The sequence below is a fragment of the Streptomyces sp. AC558_RSS880 genome (genome assembly GCF_019049255.1).
Taxonomy (GTDB): Bacteria; Actinomycetota; Actinomycetes; order Streptomycetales; family Streptomycetaceae; genus Streptomyces.
In genome coordinates this window covers 1-20,876 of the sequence record NZ_JAGMUJ010000161.1, presented here as the reverse complement: position 1 = coordinate 20,876, position 20,876 = coordinate 1, and the positions used below count along the sequence as shown (strand labels likewise).

Annotated in this window: 18 protein-coding genes; 9 read left to right on the top strand and 9 right to left on the bottom strand. The window is 72.0% G+C overall.

Annotated features, from left to right (window positions below):
• The first annotated feature begins 70 nt into the window (after window positions 1-70).
• Window positions 71-361: a GlsB/YeaQ/YmgE family stress response membrane protein gene (locus KUM38_RS36145; RefSeq protein ID WP_217136044.1), complete on the top strand. Its 291-nt coding sequence runs from the start codon at window positions 71-73 to the stop codon at window positions 359-361.
• A 106-nt stretch (window positions 362-467) separates the two neighbouring features.
• On the opposite strand, the gene tyrS is transcribed toward KUM38_RS36145, so the two are convergent.
• The 3 genes from tyrS to KUM38_RS36130 all read right to left on the bottom strand — a co-directional run bounded on the left by tyrS (window position 468) and on the right by KUM38_RS36130 (window position 4,717).
• Window positions 468-1,736, bottom strand: a complete 1,269-nt coding sequence (gene tyrS, locus KUM38_RS36140) for a tyrosine--tRNA ligase (protein ID WP_217136042.1) — start codon at window positions 1,734-1,736, stop codon at window positions 468-470.
• A 66-nt stretch (window positions 1,737-1,802) separates the two neighbouring features.
• The gene (locus KUM38_RS36135) at window positions 1,803-3,197 is read right to left on the bottom strand and encodes a metallopeptidase TldD-related protein (protein ID WP_217136040.1); all 1,395 of its coding nucleotides are present in this window, start codon (window positions 3,195-3,197) and stop codon (window positions 1,803-1,805) included.
• Window positions 3,194-4,717, bottom strand: a complete 1,524-nt coding sequence (locus KUM38_RS36130) for a TldD/PmbA family protein (RefSeq protein ID WP_217136037.1) — start codon at window positions 4,715-4,717, stop codon at window positions 3,194-3,196. Before KUM38_RS36130 ends, KUM38_RS36135 begins: the two co-directional genes overlap by 4 nt.
• A 250-nt stretch (window positions 4,718-4,967) precedes the next feature.
• On the opposite strand from KUM38_RS36130, the gene KUM38_RS36125 reads away from it, so the two are divergent.
• From KUM38_RS36125 to fabI, 3 genes are all read left to right on the top strand, one after another.
• Window positions 4,968-5,303: a hypothetical protein gene (locus tag KUM38_RS36125; protein WP_217136036.1), complete on the top strand. Its 336-nt coding sequence runs from the start codon at window positions 4,968-4,970 to the stop codon at window positions 5,301-5,303.
• Between the two features lie 885 nt (window positions 5,304-6,188).
• Complete coding sequence (fabG, locus tag KUM38_RS36120; protein ID WP_217136033.1) at window positions 6,189-6,908, top strand: 3-oxoacyl-[acyl-carrier-protein] reductase; 720 nt, start codon at window positions 6,189-6,191, stop codon at window positions 6,906-6,908.
• Between the two features lie 5 nt (window positions 6,909-6,913).
• Window positions 6,914-7,681 (top strand): enoyl-ACP reductase FabI, encoded by a 768-nt coding sequence (fabI, locus tag KUM38_RS36115; protein ID WP_217136031.1) that lies wholly within the window; start codon window positions 6,914-6,916, stop codon window positions 7,679-7,681.
• A 61-nt stretch (window positions 7,682-7,742) separates the two neighbouring features.
• On the opposite strand, the gene KUM38_RS36110 is transcribed toward fabI, so the two are convergent.
• Window positions 7,743-8,435, bottom strand: a complete 693-nt coding sequence (locus KUM38_RS36110) for a FadR/GntR family transcriptional regulator (RefSeq protein ID WP_217136030.1) — start codon at window positions 8,433-8,435, stop codon at window positions 7,743-7,745.
• Window positions 8,436-8,505: 70 nt separating this feature from the next.
• Between KUM38_RS36110 and KUM38_RS36105 the strand changes: the two genes are divergently transcribed.
• The 4 genes from KUM38_RS36105 to KUM38_RS36095 all read left to right on the top strand — a co-directional run bounded on the left by KUM38_RS36105 (window position 8,506) and on the right by KUM38_RS36095 (window position 11,293).
• Complete coding sequence (locus KUM38_RS36105; RefSeq protein WP_217136028.1) at window positions 8,506-9,816, top strand: CynX/NimT family MFS transporter; 1,311 nt, start codon at window positions 8,506-8,508, stop codon at window positions 9,814-9,816.
• 415 nt (window positions 9,817-10,231) lie between these two features.
• Window positions 10,232-10,348, top strand: coding sequence for an SGM_5486 family transporter-associated protein (locus tag KUM38_RS42575; protein WP_006132620.1), 117 nt, complete (start codon window positions 10,232-10,234; stop codon window positions 10,346-10,348).
• 155 nt (window positions 10,349-10,503) lie between these two features.
• Window positions 10,504-10,710: a hypothetical protein gene (locus tag KUM38_RS36100; protein ID WP_217136026.1), complete on the top strand. Its 207-nt coding sequence runs from the start codon at window positions 10,504-10,506 to the stop codon at window positions 10,708-10,710.
• 64 nt (window positions 10,711-10,774) lie between these two features.
• On the top strand, window positions 10,775-11,293 hold the full coding sequence (locus tag KUM38_RS36095; RefSeq protein WP_217136024.1) for a histidine phosphatase family protein: 519 nt from the start codon (window positions 10,775-10,777) through the stop codon (window positions 11,291-11,293).
• Between the two features lie 77 nt (window positions 11,294-11,370).
• Here KUM38_RS36095 and serB read toward each other — a convergent pair whose 3' ends face one another.
• Both serB and KUM38_RS36085 read right to left on the bottom strand, forming a co-directional pair.
• Complete coding sequence (serB, locus tag KUM38_RS36090; protein WP_217136022.1) at window positions 11,371-12,579, bottom strand: phosphoserine phosphatase SerB; 1,209 nt, start codon at window positions 12,577-12,579, stop codon at window positions 11,371-11,373.
• 267 nt (window positions 12,580-12,846) lie between these two features.
• Window positions 12,847-14,910, bottom strand: coding sequence for a streptophobe family protein (locus tag KUM38_RS36085; protein WP_254398285.1), 2,064 nt, complete (start codon window positions 14,908-14,910; stop codon window positions 12,847-12,849).
• Window positions 14,911-15,151: 241 nt separating this feature from the next.
• Here KUM38_RS36085 and KUM38_RS36080 point away from each other — a divergent pair, with 241 nt between their 5' ends.
• The gene (locus KUM38_RS36080; protein WP_217136018.1) at window positions 15,152-17,701 is read left to right on the top strand and encodes an FHA domain-containing protein; all 2,550 of its coding nucleotides are present in this window, start codon (window positions 15,152-15,154) and stop codon (window positions 17,699-17,701) included.
• A 90-nt stretch (window positions 17,702-17,791) separates the two neighbouring features.
• On the opposite strand, the gene KUM38_RS36075 is transcribed toward KUM38_RS36080, so the two are convergent.
• The 3 genes from KUM38_RS36075 to KUM38_RS36065 form a co-directional block, all read right to left on the bottom strand.
• Window positions 17,792-18,523, bottom strand: coding sequence for a transglycosylase SLT domain-containing protein (locus KUM38_RS36075; RefSeq protein ID WP_217136016.1), 732 nt, complete (start codon window positions 18,521-18,523; stop codon window positions 17,792-17,794).
• A gap of 342 nt (window positions 18,524-18,865) precedes the next feature.
• Window positions 18,866-19,909, bottom strand: coding sequence for an S-adenosylmethionine:tRNA ribosyltransferase-isomerase (locus tag KUM38_RS36070; protein ID WP_217136014.1), 1,044 nt, complete (start codon window positions 19,907-19,909; stop codon window positions 18,866-18,868).
• Window positions 19,906-20,604: an SDR family oxidoreductase gene (locus tag KUM38_RS36065; protein WP_217136012.1), complete on the bottom strand. Its 699-nt coding sequence runs from the start codon at window positions 20,602-20,604 to the stop codon at window positions 19,906-19,908. The genes KUM38_RS36070 and KUM38_RS36065 overlap by 4 nt, the downstream gene beginning before the upstream one ends.
• Window positions 20,605-20,876 lie beyond the last annotated feature (272 nt).

Below are 20,876 nucleotides of genomic sequence, written 5' to 3'. Positions count from 1 at the left end.
ACATGCGGCGTACCGCGTCTCGGCCGACACTGGCCGTAATGCTCGCGTCAAGCCGTACGAGGAGGCAGTCATGGGCTGGTTGTGGGCGATCATCGTGGGATTCGTGCTCGGTCTGATCGCCAAGGCGCTGATCCCCGGCAAACAGCACATACCACTGTGGCTGGCCACCATCTGCGGCATGATCGGCGCCATCGCGGGCAACGCCGTCGCGCGGGGCTTCGGGATCGAGGAGACACGGGGCATCGACTGGGGCCGGCACATCTTCCAGCTGGTCGCGGCGATCGTCGTCGTCTTCTTCGTGGACATGCTGTACACCGCGATGAAACGCAAGCGGGCCGAGCGGCACCACCAGCGGGCCTGACCCGGCACGGACGGCGACGACGGCGTACGACGAGGCGGTTTCCGGCGTACGACGAAGGGGCGGCCTCCGGCACACGCCGGAAACCGCCCCGCACCAGCCCGTCGGCTCAGCCGGCCGTGACCTCCACCGCCGCCAGGTTCTTCTTGCCCCGGCGCAGCACCAGCCAGCGCCCGTGCAGCAGGTCCTCCTCGGCGGGGACGGCGTCCTCGGCGGTGACCTTGACGTTGTTCACGTAGGCACCGCCCTCCTTCACCGTGCGCCGCGCGGCCGACTTGCTCGGCACCAGACCGACCTCGGCGAACAGGTCGACCACCGGACCCAGCTCGGCCACCTTGACGTGCGGCACCTCGGAGAGCGCCGCCGCCAGCGTGCGGTCGTCCAGCTCCGCCAGCTCGCCCTGCCCGAAGAGGGCCTTGGACGCGGCGATCACGGCGGCCGTCTGGTCGGCGCCGTGCACCAGCGTCGTCAGCTCCTCCGCCAGCGCGCGCTGCGCGGCCCGGGCCTGCGGACGCTCCTCCGTCTGCCGCTCCAGCTCCTCCAGCTCCTCACGGGACTTGAAGGACAGGATCCGCATGTAGCCCGAGATGTCCCGGTCGTCCACGTTCAGCCAGAACTGGTAGAACGCGTACGGCGTCGTCATCTCCGGGTCGAGCCAGACGGCGCCGCCCTCGGTCTTGCCGAACTTGGTGCCGTCCGCCTTGGTCATCAGCGGCGTGGCGTAGGCGTGGACCGTGGCGCCCGGCTCCAGCCGGTGCAGCAGGTCCAGGCCGGCCGTGAGGTTGCCCCACTGGTCGCTGCCGCCCTGCTGGAGCGTGCAGCCGTACCTCCGGAACAGCTGGAGGAAGTCCATCGCCTGCAGCAGCTGGTAGCTGAACTCCGTGTAGCTGATGCCCTCGGAGGACTCCAGCCGCCGGGCGACCGAGTCCTTCGTCAGCATCTTGTTGACGCGGAAGTGCTTGCCGATGTCCCGCAGGAACTCGATCGCGGAGAGGTTCTGCGTCCAGTCGAGGTTGTTGACCATCACGGCCGCGTTCTCGCCCTCGAAGGACAGGAACGGCTCGATCTGGCCGCGCAGCCGCTCGACCCAGCCCGCGACGGTCTCCGGCGAGTTCAGTGTGCGCTCCGCGGTCGGGCGCGGGTCGCCGATCTGGCCCGTGGCCCCGCCGACCAGCGCCAGCGGCCGGTGACCGGCCTGCTGGAGCCGGCGCACGGTGAGCACCTGCACCAGGTGCCCCACGTGCAACGACGGAGCGGTCGGGTCGAAACCGCAATAGAACGTGACGGGACCGTCCGCGAGCGCCTTGCGCAAAGCGTCCTCGTCGGTGGACTGGGCGAACAGCCCGCGCCACTTCAGCTCGTCGACGATGTCCGTCACGGTTCTCGTGTCTCCTTGATGATCTTCGGCCGGCCGGATGACGGCCGGCCACGAATGCCTACGAGGTTATACGCCCTGGCTGACAGAGCTCATATTGAAATCGGGGACGCGCAGCGCCGGCATCGCGGCCCTGGTGAACCAGTCGCCCCACTCCCTGGGCAGCGTCTTCTCCGTACGGCCCGCCTCGGCGGCCCGGCCGAGCAGGTCCACCGGCGACTCGTTGAACCGGAAGTTGTTCACCTCGCCGGTGACCTCGCCGTTCTCGACGAGGTACACGCCGTCCCGGGTCAGCCCCGTGAGCAGCAGCGTCGCCGGGTCCACCTCGCGGATGTACCACAGGCAGGTCAGCAGCAGCCCGCGCTCCGTGGCCGCGACCATGTCCTCCAGGGACCGGTCGCCGCCGCCGTCCAGGATCAGGTTGTCGATCCCGGGCGCCACCGGCAGTCCGGTCAGGCCCGCGCCGTGCCTGCTGGTCGTCAGCCGGTTCAGCTCGCCCTCGCGGATCCACTCCGTGGCCGCCAGCGGCAGCCCGTTGTCGAACACCGACTGGTCGCCGCCGGAGGAGTGCGCGATCACGAACGGCGCCGACTCCAGACCCGGCTCGTCCGGGTCGCTGCGCAGGGTCAGCGGCAGCTCGGTCAGCCGCTCGCCGACCCGGGTGCCGCCGCCCGGCTTGGAGAACACCGTGCGCCCCTCGGCCGCGTCCCGCCCCGAGGCCGACCACAGCTGGTAGATCAGCAGGTCCGCCACCGCGGTCGGCGGCAGCAGCGTCTCGTACCGGCCCGCGGGCAGCTCGAGCCGCCGCTCGGCCCAGCCCAGCCGTACGGCCAGCTCGGCGTCGAGCGCCGCCGGGTCGACGTCCTTGAAGTCCCGCGTGGAGCGCCCCGCCCACGCCGACCGCGTACGGTCCGGCGACTTGGCGTTCAGCTCCAGGGTGCCGTTCGGCTGGTCGTGCCGCAGCCGCAGCCCCGCCGACGTGCCGAGGTAGCTGGAGACCATCTCGTGGTTGGCGAAGCCGTACAGCTCCCGGCCACCGGCACGCGCGCGGGCGAACGCCTCGCCCAGCGCCGGGGCGAAGTCGGCGAACACGGCGGAGGAGGTCTCGGCCGGCGCCTCCGTGAACCCGGGCGACGGGGCGACCCCCGTGACCAGCGGCTGCGCGTCCTCGGCCGGACCCGCGCCCCGCGCGGCGGCCTCGGCGGCCCGCACCAGCGGCTCCAGCTCGTCCACGGTCACCGCGGACCGGGACACCACCCCGGAGGCCGTGCCCTGCGCGCCGTCCACCGTGGCGATCACGGTGAGCGTGCGCCCGCGCGTGACACCGTTCGTGGTGAGCGCGTTGCCCGCCCAGCGCAGATTGGCGGTGGACTCCTCGTCGGCGATCACGACACAGCCGTCGGCCCGGGACAGCTCCAGAGCGCGCTCGACGATCTCGTACGGCTTGCTGGTGCGCGCGCTCATCGCCCGGCCTCCTGCGTGGTGTTGAGGATGTTGACTCCCTTGAAAAGGGCGGACGGGCAACCGTGCGAGACCGCCGCCACCTGCCCCGGCTGGGCCTTGCCGCAGTTGAAGGCGCCGCCCAGGACGTACGTCTGCGGACCGCCGACCGCCGCCATGGAGCCCCAGAAGTCGGTGGTCGTGGCCTGATAGGCGACGTCCCGCAGCTGCCCCGCCAGCCGCCCGTTCTCGATCCGGTAGAACCGCTGCCCGGTGAACTGGAAGTTGTACCGCTGCATGTCGATCGACCACGACCGGTCACCGACGACGTAGATGCCCCGGTCCACGCCCCCGATCAGGTCCTCCGTCGACATCCCCGCCGGATCCGGCCGCAGCGACACGTTGGCCATGCGCTGCACCGGCACGTGGCCGGGGGAGTCCGCGAACGCGCACCCGTTGGACCGCTCGAACCCGGTCAGCTTCGCGATCCGCCGGTCCAGCTGGTAGCCGACCAGCGTGCCGTCCTTCACCAGGTCCCAGGACTGCGCCTCGACGCCCTCGTCGTCGTACCCCACCGTGGCGAGCCCGTGCTCGGCGGTGCGGTCACCGGTGACGTTCATCAGCTCCGAGCCGTAGCGCAGCTTGCCGATCAGGTCGAAGGTGGCGAACGAGGTCCCGGCGTAGGCCGCCTCGTAGCCGAGCGCGCGGTCCAGCTCGGTGGCGTGCCCGATGGACTCGTGGATGGTCAGCCACAGGTTGGAGGGGTCCACCACCAGGTCGTACAGCCCCGGCTCGACGCTCGGCGCGCGCATCTTCTCGGCGAGCAGCTCCGGGATCCGCGCCAGCTCGTCGTCCCAGTCCCAGCCGGTGCCCGTCAGGTACTCCCAGCCGCGGCCGACGGGCGGCGCGATCGTGCGCATGGAGTCGAACTCACCGCTGGAGCCGTCGACGGACACGGCCGTGAGCACCGGGTGCAGCCGCACCCGCTGCTGCGTGGTCACGGTCCCGGCGGTGTCGGCGTAGAACTTGTTCTCGTGCACGGTGAGCAGCGAGGCGTCGACGTGGTCCACCCCGTTCGCCGCCAGCAGCCGCGCGCTCCACTCGGCCAGCAGCCCGGCCTTCTCCTCGTCGGGCACGGCGAACGGATCGATCTCGTACGACGACACCCAGGTCTTCTCCGAGTGCACCGGCTCGTCGGCCAGCTCCACCCTCTCGTCCGAACCCGCCGCCCGGATCACCTGCGCGGACAGCTTCGCCATCGCCACCGCCTGCGAGGCGACCTTGGCGGCGGCGTCGAGGGTCAGATCCACCCCGGACGCGAACCCCCACGTCCCGCCGTGCACCACGCGCACCGCGTACCCGAGGTCGGTGGTGTCCGACGATCCGGCCGGCTTGGCGTCCCGCAGCCGCCAGGACGCGCTGCGCACCCGCTCCAGACGGAAGTCCGCGTGCTCCGCCCCGAGCGCCCGCGCCCGCGCGAGCGCCGCGTCGGCGAGCGCGCGCAACGGCAGCGCCAGGAATGACTGATCGACCTCATGGGCCACGAGCGGCCTCCCCTTTTCTCACCATCGCGAGATGTGCTCAACCGTCAGCAGTGAACCATGAGCGCCCCCGGGGGACGTGACGGACGGCCGCCGTGGTGCGCCACGCGTGCCCATGGAATCTCAACTTCCTCTGGAGCAACGGCTGTTCACCAACTGGTGGATGACCTGTCACTGTCCGTGCGTAAAGCCTCCGTACGTTCGGGAGCGCTGGTCCGGACGATCACCGGACAGCCCGACTCAAGGAGTGCGTATGCGTATGCGTCGTGTGGCCGCCCTGGCGGCCGCGACCGCCGGTCTTCTCACGGCCCTGTCCGCCCCCGCCGCGGTCGCCGACGAGCCCCTGAGCAGGACGGGCGGGCTGACGGCCTGCAACCACCGCGCGCAGCCCATCGACGTGGAGTTCCCGCTGCGGGGCGGCTTCAGCACCTTCATGATCAACCCCGGCACCTGCCTGGACACGAGCCTGAGCAACGGCGGGCCCGGCGAGCAGGCCGTGGCGTACGCCCACTACAGCGGTGGGCACAAGCTCGCCGTGGACCACTTCTTCTTCGACAGCGGGACGTGGTACACCCGCCACGTGTACTGAACCGGAGCGCCCAACCGCACCGGCGGCCAGGAAGAAGCGGCGAGGCAAGTCCGCCCCCGACCGGTCGGGCGGGTACGGGAGCCGCTCCCGTACCCGCCCGCTGACGTCTCGTACGGCGCGAACTCGGCCGTCCGGTGACGACCCTGCCGCGAGCGCGGTGAACGCCGCCCGAGTGACCGGCGTGACGACGAGGGGACGAACGCGCTTGTCCCGCGCATCACGGATGCGGACCGCCTCGGGCGTACGGCGACCTCGACGCGGTTGTCCCCCTCGCTGCCGCTGTGACTGTTCTTGAACCAGTGGGGCCCAGGGCTCTGTCCAGTACCACTCGGGCCGGTGATCCCCGGAGGCTCCCCGACCCTCCCGCTTCCGGGCGCACCACCGTCGGCGCCGCGCCCAGCAGGAGCCGTACCGACGGTAAGAGCAAGAAGACCCGGAAGAACGGGGACGTTCCCGCCCCGCGAGCGGCGGCGTTCCGCGCGCGCCGTCACCGGGACGCGGGCGCGTGGATGTTCGTCGCCGAGTGCTTCGAGGAAGCGGTTCCTTCAAGAGCGGGCCACGGAGCCGCTCGCCGCCGGCACGCCCGGATCACCGGGGGCCTCCTCACCCAAGAGGTACGTGACGTCGCGGGACGACCTGACCGCCGTGGTGACCTGTGACCGCAGGATGCTCGAGACCGCTCGTGCCGAAGGGCTGTCGGCTCACGCACCCGGTAGGGCGGACTGACCGGGGCCGCGAACTGTAGGAACCCGACAGGAGGCCACGAGCGCCACTGTCGGTGCCCCAATGTCCCGGGCGGGACCGGGACCGATAGGTTTTCGGGGTAGCCGCCTGTCGTCCAGGTGTCCGGGCGGTGCACCAGACCGCTATCGAAAGGGTGATCCGTTGAGCCGCTCGGTTCTCGTCACCGGAGGCAACCGGGGCATCGGCCTCGCCATCGCCCGCGCGTTCGCCGACGCCGGCGACAAGGTCGCCATCACGTACCGCTCGGGGGAGCCGCCGGCCGCCCTGACGGAATTGGGCTGCCTCGCCGTCAAGTGCGACATCACCGACCCCGAGCAGGTGGAGCAGGCCTACAAGGAGATCGAGGAGGCGCACGGCACCGTGGAGGTGCTCGTGGCCAACGCCGGTGTCACCAAGGACCAGCTCCTCATGCGCATGTCCGAGGAGGACTTCACCTCGGTCGTCGACACCAACCTCACCGGCACCTTCCGGGTCGTCAAGCGCGCCAACCGCGGCATGCTGCGCGCCAAGAAGGGCCGCGTCGTCCTGATCTCCTCGGTGGTCGGACTGCTCGGCTCCGCGGGGCAGGCCAACTACGCCGCCTCCAAGGCCGGCCTGGTCGGCTTCGCGCGCTCCCTCGCCCGCGAGCTGGGCTCGCGCAACATCACCTTCAACGTCGTCGCGCCCGGCTTCGTCGACACCGACATGACCAAGGCGCTCACCGAGGAGCAGCAGACGAAGATCCTCGCGCAGGTGCCGCTCGCCCGGTACGCGCAGCCCGAGGAGATCGCCGCGACGGTGCGGTTCCTCGCCTCGGACGAGGCCTCGTACATCACTGGAGCCGTCATTCCCGTTGACGGCGGACTGGGAATGGGTCACTGAACACCATGAGCGGAATTCTCGAGGGCAAGCGCGTCCTGATCACCGGTGTGCTGATGGAGTCCTCCATCGCCTTCCACACCGCCAAGCTGGCCCAGGAGCAGGGCGCCGAGATCATCCTGACCGCGTTCCCGCGGCCCACCCTGACCGAGCGCATCGCCAAGAAGCTGCCCAAGCCCGCCAAGGTCATCGAGCTCGACGTCACCAACGACGAGCACCTGGGCCGTCTGGCCGACGTGGTCGGCGAGGAGCTCGGCGGCCTCGACGGCGTCGTGCACTCCATCGGCTTCGCCCCGCAGGACGCGCTCGGCGGCAACTTCCTCAACACGCCGTTCGAGTCGGTCGCCACCGCCATGCACGTCTCGGCGTACTCCCTGAAGTCGCTGACCATGGCCTGCCTGCCGCTGATGCAGAACGGCGGCTCGGTCGTCGGCCTCACCTTCGACGCGCAGTACGCCTGGCCGCAGTACGACTGGATGGGCCCCGCCAAGGCCGCCCTGGAGGCCACCAGCCGCTACATGGCCCGTGACCTGGGCAAGCAGAACATCCGCTGCAACCTGATCTCCGCGGGCCCGATCGGCTCCATGGCCGCCAAGTCCATCCCGGGCTTCAGCGAGCTGGCCTCCGTGTGGGACACCCGCGCCCCGCTGGAGTGGGACCTGAAGGACCCCGAGCCGGCCGGCCGGGGCGTCGTCGCCCTGCTGAGCGACTGGTTCCCGAAGACCACGGGCGAGATCGTCCACGTGGACGGCGGTCTGCACGCCATCGGCGCCTGACCGGACGCACTGCCGAGGGCCCGCATCCCGTACGGGGTGCGGGCCCTCGCGTCGGCCTGGCTCAGTCGGCGGAGGGCGGAGCGAACAGCCCCGGACGGCACATGAACGGATAGGCGGCGGCCTCCTCGGCCGCCGTCGCCGCGTCCCCCGCGCGGATCGCGTCCACCAGCCGCCCGTGGTCCATGTGCATCTCCGGGGACATGCCCTCGCCCACGTCCTCGCGCAGCCAGTCCCGCAGCACCTCGCTCAGGTCCGCGTACATCGCGGTCATCACGTCGTTGTGCGAGGCGGCCACGACCGCCAGGTGGAACGTGGCGTCCGCCGCCACGAACGCCTCCGCCTCACCCGACTCCCAGGCCTCCTCCCGGCGCAGCAGCAGGGTGTCGATCTGCTTGAGGTCCTTCTCCGTGCGCCGCTCGGCGGCCAGCCGCGCCGCCGCCGACTCCAGGGTCGAACGCAGCTCGGCGATGTGCCGGGGGTCGGCGTCGGCGAAGCGGCGGTGCATCACGCCCGCCAGCTCACTCGTGGCCACCACGTACGTGCCCGAGCCCTGGCGGATGTCCAGCAGCCCGTTGTGCGCCAGCGCACGGACGGCCTCACGGACCGTGTTGCGGGCCACTCCCAGCTGCTCCACCAGCTCCGGCTCGGTGGGAATGCGCGCGCCGACCGGCCACTCGCCCGAGGTGATCTGGGCCCGCAGGGTGGCGATGACCTGCTCGGACAGGGCCGAACGACGGGGATGGCTCAGCGGCATGGCACACCTTCGCACGACAGCGGCGCCGCACGGCGGCCTCGGCATGGACAATCAATCATCCCATGATTCTATGATGGGCGTCATGGCTAGTGAGGAAACCCGGACACCCACGTCCACGACCGTACGCACACCGGCCGCCTCCGAGGCCCGGACCGTCCGCCGGGCCGGTGTCACGCACGCGTGGCGGACGCGACTGCTCGTCGTCGGCATCGTGCTGGCCGCGCTCAACCTCCGCCCCGCCATCACCAGCCTGGGCGCGCTGCTGGAGGAGGTCCGCGACGGGCTCGGCATGAGCGGGAGCGTGGCCGGACTGCTCACCTCCGTGCCCCCGCTGTGCTTCGCGGTCTTCGGCGTCACCGCGCCGCGGCTGGCCCGCCGGTTCGGTGCGGGCGCGGTGGTCTGCGCCGGCATGGTCGCCATCGGCGCCGGCCTGCTGATACGCCCGTACGTGGGCGGCACGGCGGCGTTCCTGGCCACCAGCGCGCTGGCGCTGATGGGCATCGCCGTCAGCAACGTCCTGATGCCGGTCATCGTCAAGCGCTGGTTCCCCGACCGGGTCGGCTCCATGACCGGTCTGTACTCCATGGCCCTCGCCCTGGGCACCGCCACGGCGGCGGCCGTGACCGTGCCGCTGACCGACGCGCTGGGCGGGGACTGGCACTCGGGCCTCGCCGTGTGGGCGGCCCTGGCGGCAGCCGCCGTACTGCCGTGGCTGCCCTTCGTACGGGCACGGGAACCGGAGCACGACGGGGCGCGTGCCGGACGGGACACTCCCGCCGAGGCGCCGGTGCGGCTGCGCATCACCCGCAGCCGCACCGCCTGGGCGCTGGCCGTCTTCTTCGGACTCCAGGCCACCGCCGCCTACATCACCATGGGCTGGATGGCGCAGATCTTCCGGGACGCGGGCGTCCCCGCGGGCACGGCCGGGCTGCTCCTCGCGGTCACCATGGTGATGGGCGTACCGCTGGCCTTCGTCATCCCGCGCCTCGCCACCCGGCTGCCCCACCAGGGCCCGATCGCGCTCGCGCTGGGCGTCAGCGGCCTCGTCGGATACGCCGGCCTGTACCTCGCGCCGGCCGCCGGTGCCTGGGCCTGGGCGGTGCTGCTGGGCATCGCGAACTGTGCCTTCCCGCTGGCGCTCACCATGGTCGGGATGCGGGCCAGGACCGGCGCGGGCGTGGCCCAGCTGTCGGCCTTCGCGCAGAGCACCGGCTATCTGCTCTCCATCCCCGGGCCGCTCCTGGTGGGCGTGCTCTACCAGCACAGCGGCGGCTGGGGCCTGCCGATCGCGCTGATGGCCGGCCTGATGATCCCGCAGATGATCGTGGGCGTCCTGGCCGGCCGCGACCGCACGGTGGAGGATGAGGCGACGACTTCCTGACCGGCCCGGCCAGCCCTTCCCCCCAGGGGCGCGGGGCTGTGTCGACATGCGGCTCCGCCGCGCGGGCGCGACGGGGGTCCGGGGCGGAGCCCCCAGGGACGGGACGGGGCGGCACACCCCCAGGGGTATGGGGCTGTGTCGACATGCGGCTCCGCCGCGCGGGCGCGACGGGGGTCCGGGGGCAGAGCCCCCGGGAACGGGACGGGAAGGGGCGGCGGGGGCGAAACGAACGAGCGCTCCACGGCCAGGAGCCCCCGCCCCGACCGCCCCGGGCCGGTGATGCACCGTCCCAGCCCCGCCGCACCGCATGGGCCGGTCGGCGGAACCATCGCGCCGGAGGGCCCGGCCGCCAGGCCACCCGCGCCGCGCCACCCCCGAGGCCCGCCGCAGGCGAGCGGGGTGCGAGACTTGCCGTATGCCAGTCCTCGACCCGAATCCGCAGAACGGCCAGAAGAAGATGTTGCTCGTCTTCGGCGCGTTCTTCGCCATCTTCATCGTCATCGGAGTGATCGCGACCGTCCTCGCGCCGTGACGGCCCATGGTGGTGCTGGCACCACCATCCCCTAGGGGGCCAGGCTCAGGGTCAAGTGGGTGGATCACCGGATGGGTTGAGTTCCCGACGATCCGTACCTTCGAGATGTGGCCGCGAAAAGCGAGCCACGGACCATACGAAGAGCGGAGGCCCCCATGTCGGCGCGCACGCACACCCGGCCCCACCCGGCCCCCCGGGGTGGCGTCGACACCCGGCTGCCGTGGTGGGCCCTGGCCCTGCCCACCCTCGCCTTCGTCGCCCTGCTCACCCTGATCCTCAACCCCTCCGACGCCCACGCGGCCGCCGGTGAGCCCGTGCTCACCCACCTCGTCGAGCGCGCGCAGCAGCTCATAGCCCGTTGAACACCCCGGAAGCGCCGGTCAACTCCCTGCGCCCCATGGCCTGTTTCATGCGAAGCTGGGTCACATGAGCGTCGCAGAACCCCGCAGGATTGTCCTTTTCCGGCATGCGAAAGCCGACTGGCCCCCGGTCTCCGACCACGAGCGCCCGCTCGCCGAGCGGGGCCGCACGGATGCCGCCGTCGCCGGACGCAAGCTCGCCGACACCGGTATCGCCTTCGACCTGGCCCTGTGCTCCACCTCGGTCCGGACCCGGGAGACCTGGAAGCTCGCGGTCCACGAGTTTCCGCAGCGGCCGAAAACCGTCTACGAGGAGCGGGTCTACGACGCTTCCCCCGGTGAGCTGATCGCCCTGCTCAACGAAACCTCCGACGACGCGCAGAACGTCCTCCTGATCGGCCACAACCCGGGCGTCCAGGCACTCGCCGACATCCTGGCCGGCGCGGCGGAGGGCGACGCCCGCGAACGCATGAGCCGGCGCGGCTACCCGGCAGCCGCCTTCGCCGTCCTGTCCTTCACCGGCTCCTGGAAGTCCCTCGAGCCCGGCGTCGGCACGCTGGTCGACTACTGGGCGCCCACCGAGTGACACCCGGCACGGCAGGGGCCCGGCACCGACGTCCGTCGGTGCCGGGCCCGCGCGTCTCCGTGCCCCGGCCCGGCGACTCAGCCCACGTCGAGCGTGTCCGCCGCCTCGACCTCTTCGCGGGTGACGCCGAGCAGGTACAGGACCGTGTCCAGGAAGGGGAAGTTCACCGCCGTGTGCGCCGCCTCGCGCACCACCGGCTTGGCGTTGAAGGCGACACCGAGCCCCGCCGTGTTCAGCATGTCGAGATCGTTCGCACCGTCACCGATCGCCACCGTCTGCGACAGCGGCACCCCCGCCTCGGCGGCGAACCGACGCAGCAGCCGGGCCTTGCCCGCCCGGTCCACGATCTCCCCGGTGACCTTGCCCGTCAGCTTCCCGTCGACGATCTCCAGGGTGTTGGCCTGGGCGAAGTCCAGCCCCAGCCGTTCCTTCAGATCATCCGTGACCTGGGTGAACCCACCCGAGACCACGCCCACTTGATAGCCGAGGCGCTTCAGCGTACGGATCAGGGTGCGGGCGCCCGGCGTCAGCCGCACCTCGCTGCGGACCTTGTCCACCACGGAGGCGTCCAGCCCCTCCAGCAACGCCACGCGCGCGTGCAGCGACTGCTCGAAGTCCAGCTCCCCGCGCATCGCGGCCGCCGTCACCTCGGCGACCTCGTCCTCGCAGCCGGCGTGCGCGGCGAAGAGCTCGATCACCTCGTCCTGGATGAGCGTGGAGTCCACGTCCATGACGACCAGGCGCTGCGCCCGCCGGTACAGCCCCGCCCCGACCACGGCGACATCGACCCCGAGCCGCGCCGCGTCGGTCACCAGGGCGGTGCGCAGCGGCTCCGTCTCCACGCCGGACACCGCGAACTCCACGGCTGTCACCGGGTACTTGGCGAGCCGGAAGATACGGTCGATGTTGCCGCCGGTCCTGGTGATCCGCGCGGCGATCGCGGCCGTCGCCTCCGACGTGAGGGGGTGGCCCAGCACGGTGACCAGGGAGCGGCCGAGCCCGCGCGGACGGTTGTCGCCCTTGCCGGAGATGATCTCCGCCTGCATCTTCATCGACTCCGCCCAGCTGTGGACGGTCGCCCGCAGGTCCCCTTCCAGCCCCTTGGGCGGCTCGGTCACGAGGGCGCAGAGCACGATGCGGCCACGGGTGACGACCTGCTCGATGTCGACCACGTCGACCGAGTAGGCGGCGAGGGTGTCGAAGAGGCCGGCCGTGATGCCCGGCCTGTCCTTGCCGAAGATCTTGACAAGGAGGGTGGGAACGTCGGTGGTCTGCGATGCGCTCATGGTGTTCCCACCGTATCCGGCACCCAGTGCCCCGCGCCTCCGAGGTCCGCCAGCCGGACAGCGAACACTGCCTGTCGCACCGGTGTCCCGCACATGGCGCACCAGCGACCTCCCGCAGGTCACCCACCCTCCACCCACCCGTGCTCTGCTGGGGCCGCCTCACGGCCGTCCGTGTCCTGCGGGGCCCGCCTCACGGTCGTCCGGTCGTCGGCGTGGCCGCCTCCCGCGGCGCCGGCCCGTCGTCCGTCGGCCTCCCGCGGCGCGGGTTCATCGTCCGTCGGCCTCCGGCCCGTCCGGCTGTCGTGGCGGCGGCTTCCGCGGGGCCGGGGGAGGCGGCGGCGGAGGCGGAGGCCCCTTGTCCGGCCACAGCGACCGCCCGTCACCTCCGGCTTCATCCCCGTCCCGAGCCCCGCCCCGCTCCCCGGCCCCTCGCCGGGGCCCACGCCAGGGCGGCCCGACCGGCCGGATCACGGTGGGCGCCCCGTAGATGTCGCCGCCCTCGTCGCCGTTCTCGGGTGCCCCGGGGCTCCCACCGGCCGACGGCCCCCGGGCCTCTCCCCGCGCGTCCTCAGGCCTCCGGGCCTCGTGCGCCTCCCACGGCCCTCGCTCCCGCGATCCCGGGGGTCCCTGCCTCCACGGTGCCCGTCGTTCCTGCGGTTCGCGCCTGTCCGGTCCACCGGCACCCGGTGGGCCCCCGGGCCGCCGAGGTGTGTCTTCGGGGCCCCGCGCTCCGTGCGCCCCCCACGGCCCCTGCTCCCGCGACTCGTGCGGTTCCCCTGACGCGCGGGACGCCCACGTCTCCCGTGACACCCGCAGATACGGATTGGTGTCCGGGTTCGGTGGGCGGTAAGGGGCCCCCGGCTCGTAGGGACCGGCGGTCGTCCTGCCGTCCGGGCCCCCGACGGCCGACGTCGCCCGCCACTCCCCGGCCGCCTTGATGTCACTCCGTGCCAGCGGCGCCGCCTGCGCCCCCGCCGCCCCGCTCGACCGGGCCAGCAGCGCCCCCGCGGCGCCCGCGCCCGCCCCCCACACCGCGCCCAGCAGGAGCGCCGTGCCGAGCCGGCCGCGCAGTTCGATGCCGGCGCCGAACGCGTCGAAGCCCAGCACGGACAGCGAGGCGTTCACCGACACCTCCGTCAGCCAGGCCAGCAACGGCAGGGCCAGCGCCGTAGCGACACCCAGCCGTAGCGCACACCGCCCCGCGAAATCGGCCGCTCCGCGATCCGCCGCGTCCCCGACCGGTGTGCGCACGCCCATCAGTACCCCCGCCAGCAGCATCATCAGCGCGGCGGCCACCGCCAGCAGCCACACCCGCCCGTCGAACTCCGCCAGCCGCCCCAGCGTGACGGACCGGTCCGAGCCGCCCCGTAGCAGATCGTCCACGGGGTGCGGCAGCACCCCGAGCAGGGCCCCGCTCGCCCGCCCGTCCCACGGCACGAACAGGCCGATCGACACCCCGGTCCACACCCCGTTCGGCGCCCCCAGCAGCGCCGCCCCCGCGATCCGCCGGGGATGGTCGTCGCCGATCGCCGCGTACCCCGCCGCCGCGAGCCCCGCCGCCACCGCCGTCAGCCCCACCGCGACGAGGGCGGACACCGCCGGCCGCACGACACGGTGCACGGCGTCCCAGCCACGCGGCAGGGGAGTGCGGCGGGACGCCAGCAGCGCGACGAGCAGGACACCGGCCGACCAGCCGAGTCCGCCCAGCAGCGTCGGCGCGGTGTCGACGGTGAACCCGACCGCGGCCTCCGCGTCCACGAGATCCCCCACCCGGTCCGGCAGCAGCCCTCCGACATCGCCCAGCCCCGGGATCTCGACCCCGCCACCGCCCACCCCCGGCAGGTCGTCCAGTCCCAGCGAACCCCCGTCGATGGTGATGACGTCGTGCCCCGCCCAGACCAGCCCGCCCGTCATCGCCACGAACAGCCCGACCACCGCGCCCGCACGCGCGAGGAGTTCGGCGCCGGAGACCACAACTCCCGCCGTCCGCAAGGACCGCAGAAAGAAGTACGACAGCAGCAGCGCACCCACCAGGCTCACGCCCAGCGGCGTGACCTCCAGGGCCGTGCCGGCCTCCGCGCCCGACAGCCCGAAGGCGGACACGTCACCGGACGGCGTGACCGAACCACCCGCCCCCAGAGCCACCACCGCGGCGGTCATCGGGCCCAGCGAACCGGCCGCGTCCGCGTTTAGCAGACGCAGCCCGAGCGCCGCCGTCCCCGCCATCCCGATCAGCGCCCAGCTCACCGCGGCGACCGCGGACATCACCACATCGACCCAGGGCACGCGCCCACCCCGCTCCGCGGTGTGGACGTTCGTGGCAGTACTCATGGCAGACCCCCCGATCCGCGACGCGGCGTGACGGCCGCGCATGTCCCCCTCGCGTGGTTTACCATTCTCCGAGCCGATTTCAACCCCCGTCGACGAAAGCCGGTGAACACCTTGGTGCGCGCTCGTGACAAGGCCGACTTTCGGTCAGAGGGCCGAGCCTGAAATAGTTCCCCCCGATGTTCGACATCCCTAGACTCCCTGCGATGGGGGAAATTCGGGGGACAACTCAGTGGGGCATGGAGTGCCGGAACTCGTACTGGAATCAAACGGACGGACCTGGACGCTCGATCCGTCCAGGGCTTACACCCTCGGACGCGATCCGCAGGGGGACGTCGTGCTGGACGACGCCAGGGTCTCCTGGCGTCACGCCACGATCAGCTTCAACGGGCGCAGTTGGGTCATCGAGGACCACGGCAGCACCAACGGCACGTTCGTGCAGGGGCAGCGGATCCACCACCTGGAGTTCGGCTCCGACACGGTGCTGAACCTGGGCAACGCGACCGACGGCCCGCGCGTGACGCTGTCAGGCGCAGGCGCAGGCGCAGGTGCGGGAGCCGGAGCGGGCGCCGCGGCCCAGGCCGCCGCTCCGCAGGCCCAGCCGCAGCAGCCGTACGCGGCCCAGGGTGCGAACGCCGGCTGGTCCCAGCAGGCGCCGCAGCAGCAGCCCGGCTGGCAGCAGCCGCAGCAGCCGGCGGCGCAGCAGCCCGCACCGCACATCCCGCAGCAGCAGGGCCCCGGCAACGGCGCGGGGGCGTCGCCGGTCTACGGCGACCGCAGCCCCACCACGTTCCACCAGTTCTCCCTCGGCCGCGTGATGCGCATCGGCCGTGCGCTGGAGAACGACCTGGTCGTCTCCGACCTCCAGGTCTCGCGCAACCACGCCGAGTTCCACTCCACGCCCGACGGCCGCATGGAGATCCGCGACCTCGGCTCGCACAACGGCACGTACGTCAACGGTCAGCCGATAGCCAAGGGCGGCTCACAACTCCTCGGCCCCACCGACATCGTGGGCGTCGGTCACTCGACGTTCCGGATCGTCGGCGACCGGCTCGAGGAGTTCGTCGACACCGGTGAGGTCTCCTTCTCCGCCCGCCACCTGACGGTCACCGTCGACGGCGGCAAGCAGATCCTCAAGGACGTCTCCTTCGGCGTGCCCGAGAAGTCGCTGATCGCGGTCATCGGCCCGTCCGGCTCCGGCAAGTCCACGCTCCTCAAGGCCCTCACCGGCTACCGCCCCGCCAACCAGGGCGAGGTCCTCTACGACAACCGGAACCTCTACAAGCAGTTCGCCGAGCTGCGCCAGCGCATCGGTCTGGTCCCGCAGGACGACATCCTGCACAAGGAGCTGACCGTCAAGAAGGCCCTCAAGTACGCGGCCAAGCTCCGCTTCCCCTCCGACACCACGGCCGCCGAGCGCGACGCCCGCATCGACGAGGTGCTGCGCGAGCTCAAGCTGGACATCCACAAGGACAAGAAGGTCACCTCCCTGTCCGGCGGCCAGCGCAAGCGCGTCTCCGTCGCCCTGGAGCTGCTCACCAAGCCGTCGCTGATCTTCCTGGACGAGCCGACCTCCGGCCTCGACCCGGGCATGGACCGCGACGTCATGCAGCTGCTGCGCGGCCTCGCCGACGACGGCCGCACGGTCCTCGTCGTCACGCACTCGGTGGCCGAGCTGGCGATCTGCGACAAGCTCCTGGTGATGGCGCCCGGCGGCTCCGTCGCCTACTTCGGCCCGCCCGAGGAGGCGCTGAACTTCTTCGGCTACGACACCTGGGCCGACGTCTTCTCCGCCTTCGAGAACTACCGCGACTACGACTGGGCGGGCCGCTGGAAGGGCTCGCAGCACTACCAGATGTACGCCGCGGACATCGACGCCGTCGCGCCGCAGTCCGTACAGATGCCGCCGATGCAGGCGATGCGGCCGCCGAAGCCGCAGGGCTGGATGTCACAGTTCGTGACCCTGGTGCGCCGCTACGTCTCGGTGATCGTCTCCGACAAGGGCTTCCTCGCCCTGATGGTGATCCTGCCGGCGGTCCTCGGCGCGGTCAGCCTGCTCATCGACGCGGACAAGGGCCTGCTGCCCAACCCGCCGAACCCGCAGACCGGCCGGATCATCCCGAACGGCACGGCGACCACGGTCCTGCTGATCCTCGCGGTAGGCGCCTGCTTCGCGGGCGCCGCGAACTCCGTACGTGAGCTGATCAAGGAACGGGTCATCTACGAGCGGGAGCGCGCCACCGGCCTGTCCCGCTCGGCGTACCTGATGTCCAAGGTGTTCGTGCTCGGCATGATCACCGTGCTGCAGGGCCTGCTGGTCGGCGTGATCGGCTTCTCCAGCCGGGAGATCCCGGAGGAGGGCCTGGTCTTCGGGAGCCTCACGCTGCTGGAGCTGTCCGTGCCGATCATGGCGCTGGGCTTCACCTCGATGATGTTCGGCCTGATCATCTCCGCGCTGGTGAAGACCGCCGAGAAGACCATGCCACTGCTGGTGATGTTCGCGATCATCCAGGTCGTCTTCACCGGCTGTCTGTTCACCCTGCACGGCTCGATCGGCGTCAACCAGTTCTCGTTCCTGATGCCGTCGCGCTGGGCGGTCGCCGCGTCGGGCGCCACGCTGGACTTCAACAAGATCAGCCCGCCGGAGACGGCCGGCGACACCGACCCGCTGTGGGAGCACACGGTCGGCGCCTGGGCGATGGACATGGGCGCACTGCTCGCCCTCGGCGTGATCTGCGGCTTCTTCGTGGCCCGCTTCCTGCGCCGCCACGAGCCCGAGGTCATGCGCAAGTAACCCGCGCCGTACGACCCCGAAGGGCGGCACCCCGTCAGGAGGGTGCCGCCCTTCGGCGTTCGTGTTCGCGAGAAGAGGTCCGCGCCGACCTCAGTACGCGCTGTCGACGTTGTCCATGGTGCCGTACTTGTCGGCCGCGTAGTTGCAGGCGGCGGTGATGTTGGCGACCGGGTCGTAGATGTCCTTCGGGGTGCCCGGGACGTGGTAGGCCTCGAAGGTCGGCGGGATCACCTGCAGCAGACCCTTGGACGGGATGCCGTTCTGGGCGTTGATGTCCCAGAGGTTGATCGCCTTCGGGTTGCCGGAGGACTCCCGCATGATGTTGCGGTGGATGCCCTCGTAGGAGCCCGGGATGCCGTGCTTCTTCATGATGTCCAGGGACTCACGGATCCAGCCGTCCAGGTTGTCGCTGTACGCCTTGGGGGCGGCCTTCTTCACCGCGGCGCGCTCGGCGGCACGGCTGGCGGCCTCCTCGGCCTGGCGGGCCTTCTCCGCCTTGGCCTTCGCGACGGCAGCGGCGGCCTCCTTCTTGGCGGTGGCCTCCGCGGCGGCCTGCTTCTTCGCCGCGATCTGCTCGACCTTGACGCTGGTGCCCGCCAGCTGGTCGGTGACGCCGGCGTGGACGCCCTTGATCTGCTCGGTGCTGTACGCCACCTTCGCGGTCGGGGCGACGGCCTCGGTCGTGGTGGTCGTGGAGGCGTTGCTCGGGACGGCCGAGAGACCGATGGCGGCGGCACCGAGGGCCGCGACACCGGCGGCGGCGATCTTGTGGTGACGGGTCAGGGCACGGCTATGACCACGGGTGAGGATGTTCTTGGACATGCGGGATGGACCTCTTCGAATAGCGCGGAGGTCGCTCGACGTCCGGTGGGGACAGGGTGCTTCCGGCACAAACGCCGCGGGCTGGAAACCCACGGCGCCGAGCGACGCAGCCATTCTTAGCGGCCGCAAAATGGCGGGGCAAAGGTGTGACGTACGAAGCCGGGTAGTGGATCAGGGAGGGGTAAATCGGTGCAGAGAGGGCTATATGTCCCGCTCACATGGACGGTATGTCTCTCCTAATCCCCTTCGTACGTGACGTGCGCCCTATGCCCGGCCTCACACCGGCCATCCTCCGGTCTCACCGGTGGTTGCTGGAGCAATGCTCTGTGTGAGGAGGTCCGGTCACTCCGGGAGAACCAGGTGCACGTCACCGAACTCGTGCCACAGGTAGCGCCCGCGCAGCGCCTCCTCGTACCCCCGGTCGATCGCCGCCCGCCCCGCGACCGCCTCCAGCATCAGCAGGTGCGAGGCCTCCGGCTCGTGCAGCCCGGTCAGCAGCCCGTCCACCACCCGCACCCCGCGCTCGGGGGTCACCACCAGATCGGTCCACCCCGCGCGGGCCCGCACCGCACCGTCCGCACCGGCCGCCGACTCCACCGCCCGTACGGCCGTCGTCCCCACCGCGATCACCCGGCCACCCCCCGCCCGCACCGCCCCGATCAGCCGCGCTGACGCCTCCGGCACCGCGAACCGCTCCGGATACGGCGGCTCGTGCGCCTCCGCCGAAGCCACCCCCGTGTGCAGCGTGACCGGCGCGAACTGCACCCCCCGGCGCACCAGCTCCACCACCGTCCGCGCGGTGAACGGACGCCCCGCACTCGGCATCTCCGCGCTCCCCGCACCGTCCGGCGACGGCAGCGCGAACACCGTCTGGTAGGCGGACAACGGCTGGTCCCGCTCCGTGTACGCGTACCGGATGGCCCGCCCGTGCTCCCGCAGCACCCCGAGCACATCACCCGGCACACGCGCCCACCACAGCCGCTCACCCCGTGCGCTCAGCGGCTCCTCCAGCACCAGCCGCGCACCCCCGACCAGCCGCACCTCTGTACCCGCGTGCGCGCCCGCGCGCGCACGCGTGGTGCCCCGTCCGTCGGGATCCCGCAGCTCGACCGCCCAGCGGCCGTCGTCCCCGCGCGTGGAGAAATGCACCACCACGCGCGCGTGCCCGATCCACCCCCCGACGGCCGCCGCCAGCGTCGGCGAGGTGTTCACCACCAGCAGGTCCCCGGCCCGCAGCAGTCCCGGCAGCTCCACGAAGGCGTGGTGCGACACCACCGTGCCCCGCGACACCAGCAGCCGCACCGAGTCCCGGTCGAGACCCGGCCCCCGCTGCTCCACCGGCACCCGCGCGGACAACTCCTCCGGCACCTCGACGACCACGGTCATCGCCGCTCCTCCAGCAGCGCCGGAGCGCCATAGCGACCGCTCGCCGGCCGCTCGTCCAGCAGCCGCAGGAAAGCGGGCACCACACGGGCCGGCTCCGGCCGCGGACCGTCGTCGTCCGGTACGGCCGCCGCGTACAGGTCCGTCGCCATGTCGCCGGGATCGACCGCCCACACCCGCAGCCCCGGCTCCTCCACCGCCAGCACCGCCGCCAGCTGGTCCAGGGCCGCCTTGGACGCCCCGTACCCGCCCCACGTCGGATACGCCTCCGCCGCGGCGTCCGAGCTGACCACCAGCACCGCCCCGGCCGGCGCGGACCGCAGCAGCGGCAGCGCCTCCTGCACCAGGCCCAGCGCCGCCACCACGTTCACCTCCAGCGCGCGCCGCAGCCCCTCCAGCGGCAGCTCCTCCAGGCGCACCAGCGGCTCCGCGCCCAGCGCGCTCGCGTTGTGCACCACCAGATCCACCCCGCCCAGCCGCCACGCCGCCGCCACCAGCTCCGCGCGGTGCGCGGCGTCCGTGACGTCCCCCGGCAGCGCCGTCACCCGCGTGCCGTGCGCCGACACCAGCCCGGCCGCCTCCGCCAGGGGCACCGGATCCCGCGCGTCGAGCACCAGATCCCAGCCGCGTGCCGCCAGCGCCCGGGCGAGCGCCTCCCCGAGCCCCTTCGAAGCCCCCGTGATGATCGCAACCGACATGCCTACCGTCCCCTCGTCGTCGTCGACGCCGCCCGATCGGCGTGCCCTCAACCTAGGGACCGGCCCACCGCCACCGCCTCGGGCCCGGGACGCAGCGCCCCGGGGCCCTTCGGCCTACGCCACCGTCCCCGGGCCCGGCGACCTACGCCACCGCCGGGGACCACGGGACCTCCGGCCTAGGAGTTGTCGTCAAATGTCACGCCCACATCAGCAGCGATGCGAGGGTGACGGCTGCTTGGTAGGACTCGGCGGTCTTGTCGTAGCGGGTGGCG

What these genes read in the sequence shown, in the direction of transcription:
- KUM38_RS42575 (WP_006132620.1), top strand. Translation starts at nt 10,232, where the DNA reads ATGCCAGTCCTCGACCCGAATCCGCAGAACGGCCAGAAGAAGATGTTG.
- KUM38_RS36075 (WP_217136016.1), bottom strand. Translation starts at nt 18,523, where the DNA reads ATGTCCAAGAACATCCTCACCCGTGGTCATAGCCGTGCCCTGACCCGT.
- serB (WP_217136022.1), bottom strand. Translation starts at nt 12,579, where the DNA reads ATGAGCGCATCGCAGACCACCGACGTTCCCACCCTCCTTGTCAAGATC.
- KUM38_RS36110 (WP_217136030.1), bottom strand. Translation starts at nt 8,435, where the DNA reads ATGCCGCTGAGCCATCCCCGTCGTTCGGCCCTGTCCGAGCAGGTCATC.
- KUM38_RS36135 (WP_217136040.1), bottom strand. Translation starts at nt 3,197, where the DNA reads ATGAGCGCGCGCACCAGCAAGCCGTACGAGATCGTCGAGCGCGCTCTG.
- KUM38_RS36085 (WP_254398285.1), bottom strand. Translation starts at nt 14,910, where the DNA reads ATGAGTACTGCCACGAACGTCCACACCGCGGAGCGGGGTGGGCGCGTG.
- KUM38_RS36070 (WP_217136014.1), bottom strand. Translation starts at nt 19,909, where the DNA reads ATGACCGTGGTCGTCGAGGTGCCGGAGGAGTTGTCCGCGCGGGTGCCG.
- KUM38_RS36065 (WP_217136012.1), bottom strand. Translation starts at nt 20,604, where the DNA reads ATGTCGGTTGCGATCATCACGGGGGCTTCGAAGGGGCTCGGGGAGGCG.
- fabI (WP_217136031.1), top strand. Translation starts at nt 6,914, where the DNA reads ATGAGCGGAATTCTCGAGGGCAAGCGCGTCCTGATCACCGGTGTGCTG.
- KUM38_RS36105 (WP_217136028.1), top strand. Translation starts at nt 8,506, where the DNA reads ATGATGGGCGTCATGGCTAGTGAGGAAACCCGGACACCCACGTCCACG.
- KUM38_RS36145 (WP_217136044.1), top strand. Translation starts at nt 71, where the DNA reads ATGGGCTGGTTGTGGGCGATCATCGTGGGATTCGTGCTCGGTCTGATC.
- KUM38_RS36095 (WP_217136024.1), top strand. Translation starts at nt 10,775, where the DNA reads ATGAGCGTCGCAGAACCCCGCAGGATTGTCCTTTTCCGGCATGCGAAA.
- KUM38_RS36100 (WP_217136026.1), top strand. Translation starts at nt 10,504, where the DNA reads ATGTCGGCGCGCACGCACACCCGGCCCCACCCGGCCCCCCGGGGTGGC.
- KUM38_RS36125 (WP_217136036.1), top strand. Translation starts at nt 4,968, where the DNA reads ATGCGTATGCGTCGTGTGGCCGCCCTGGCGGCCGCGACCGCCGGTCTT.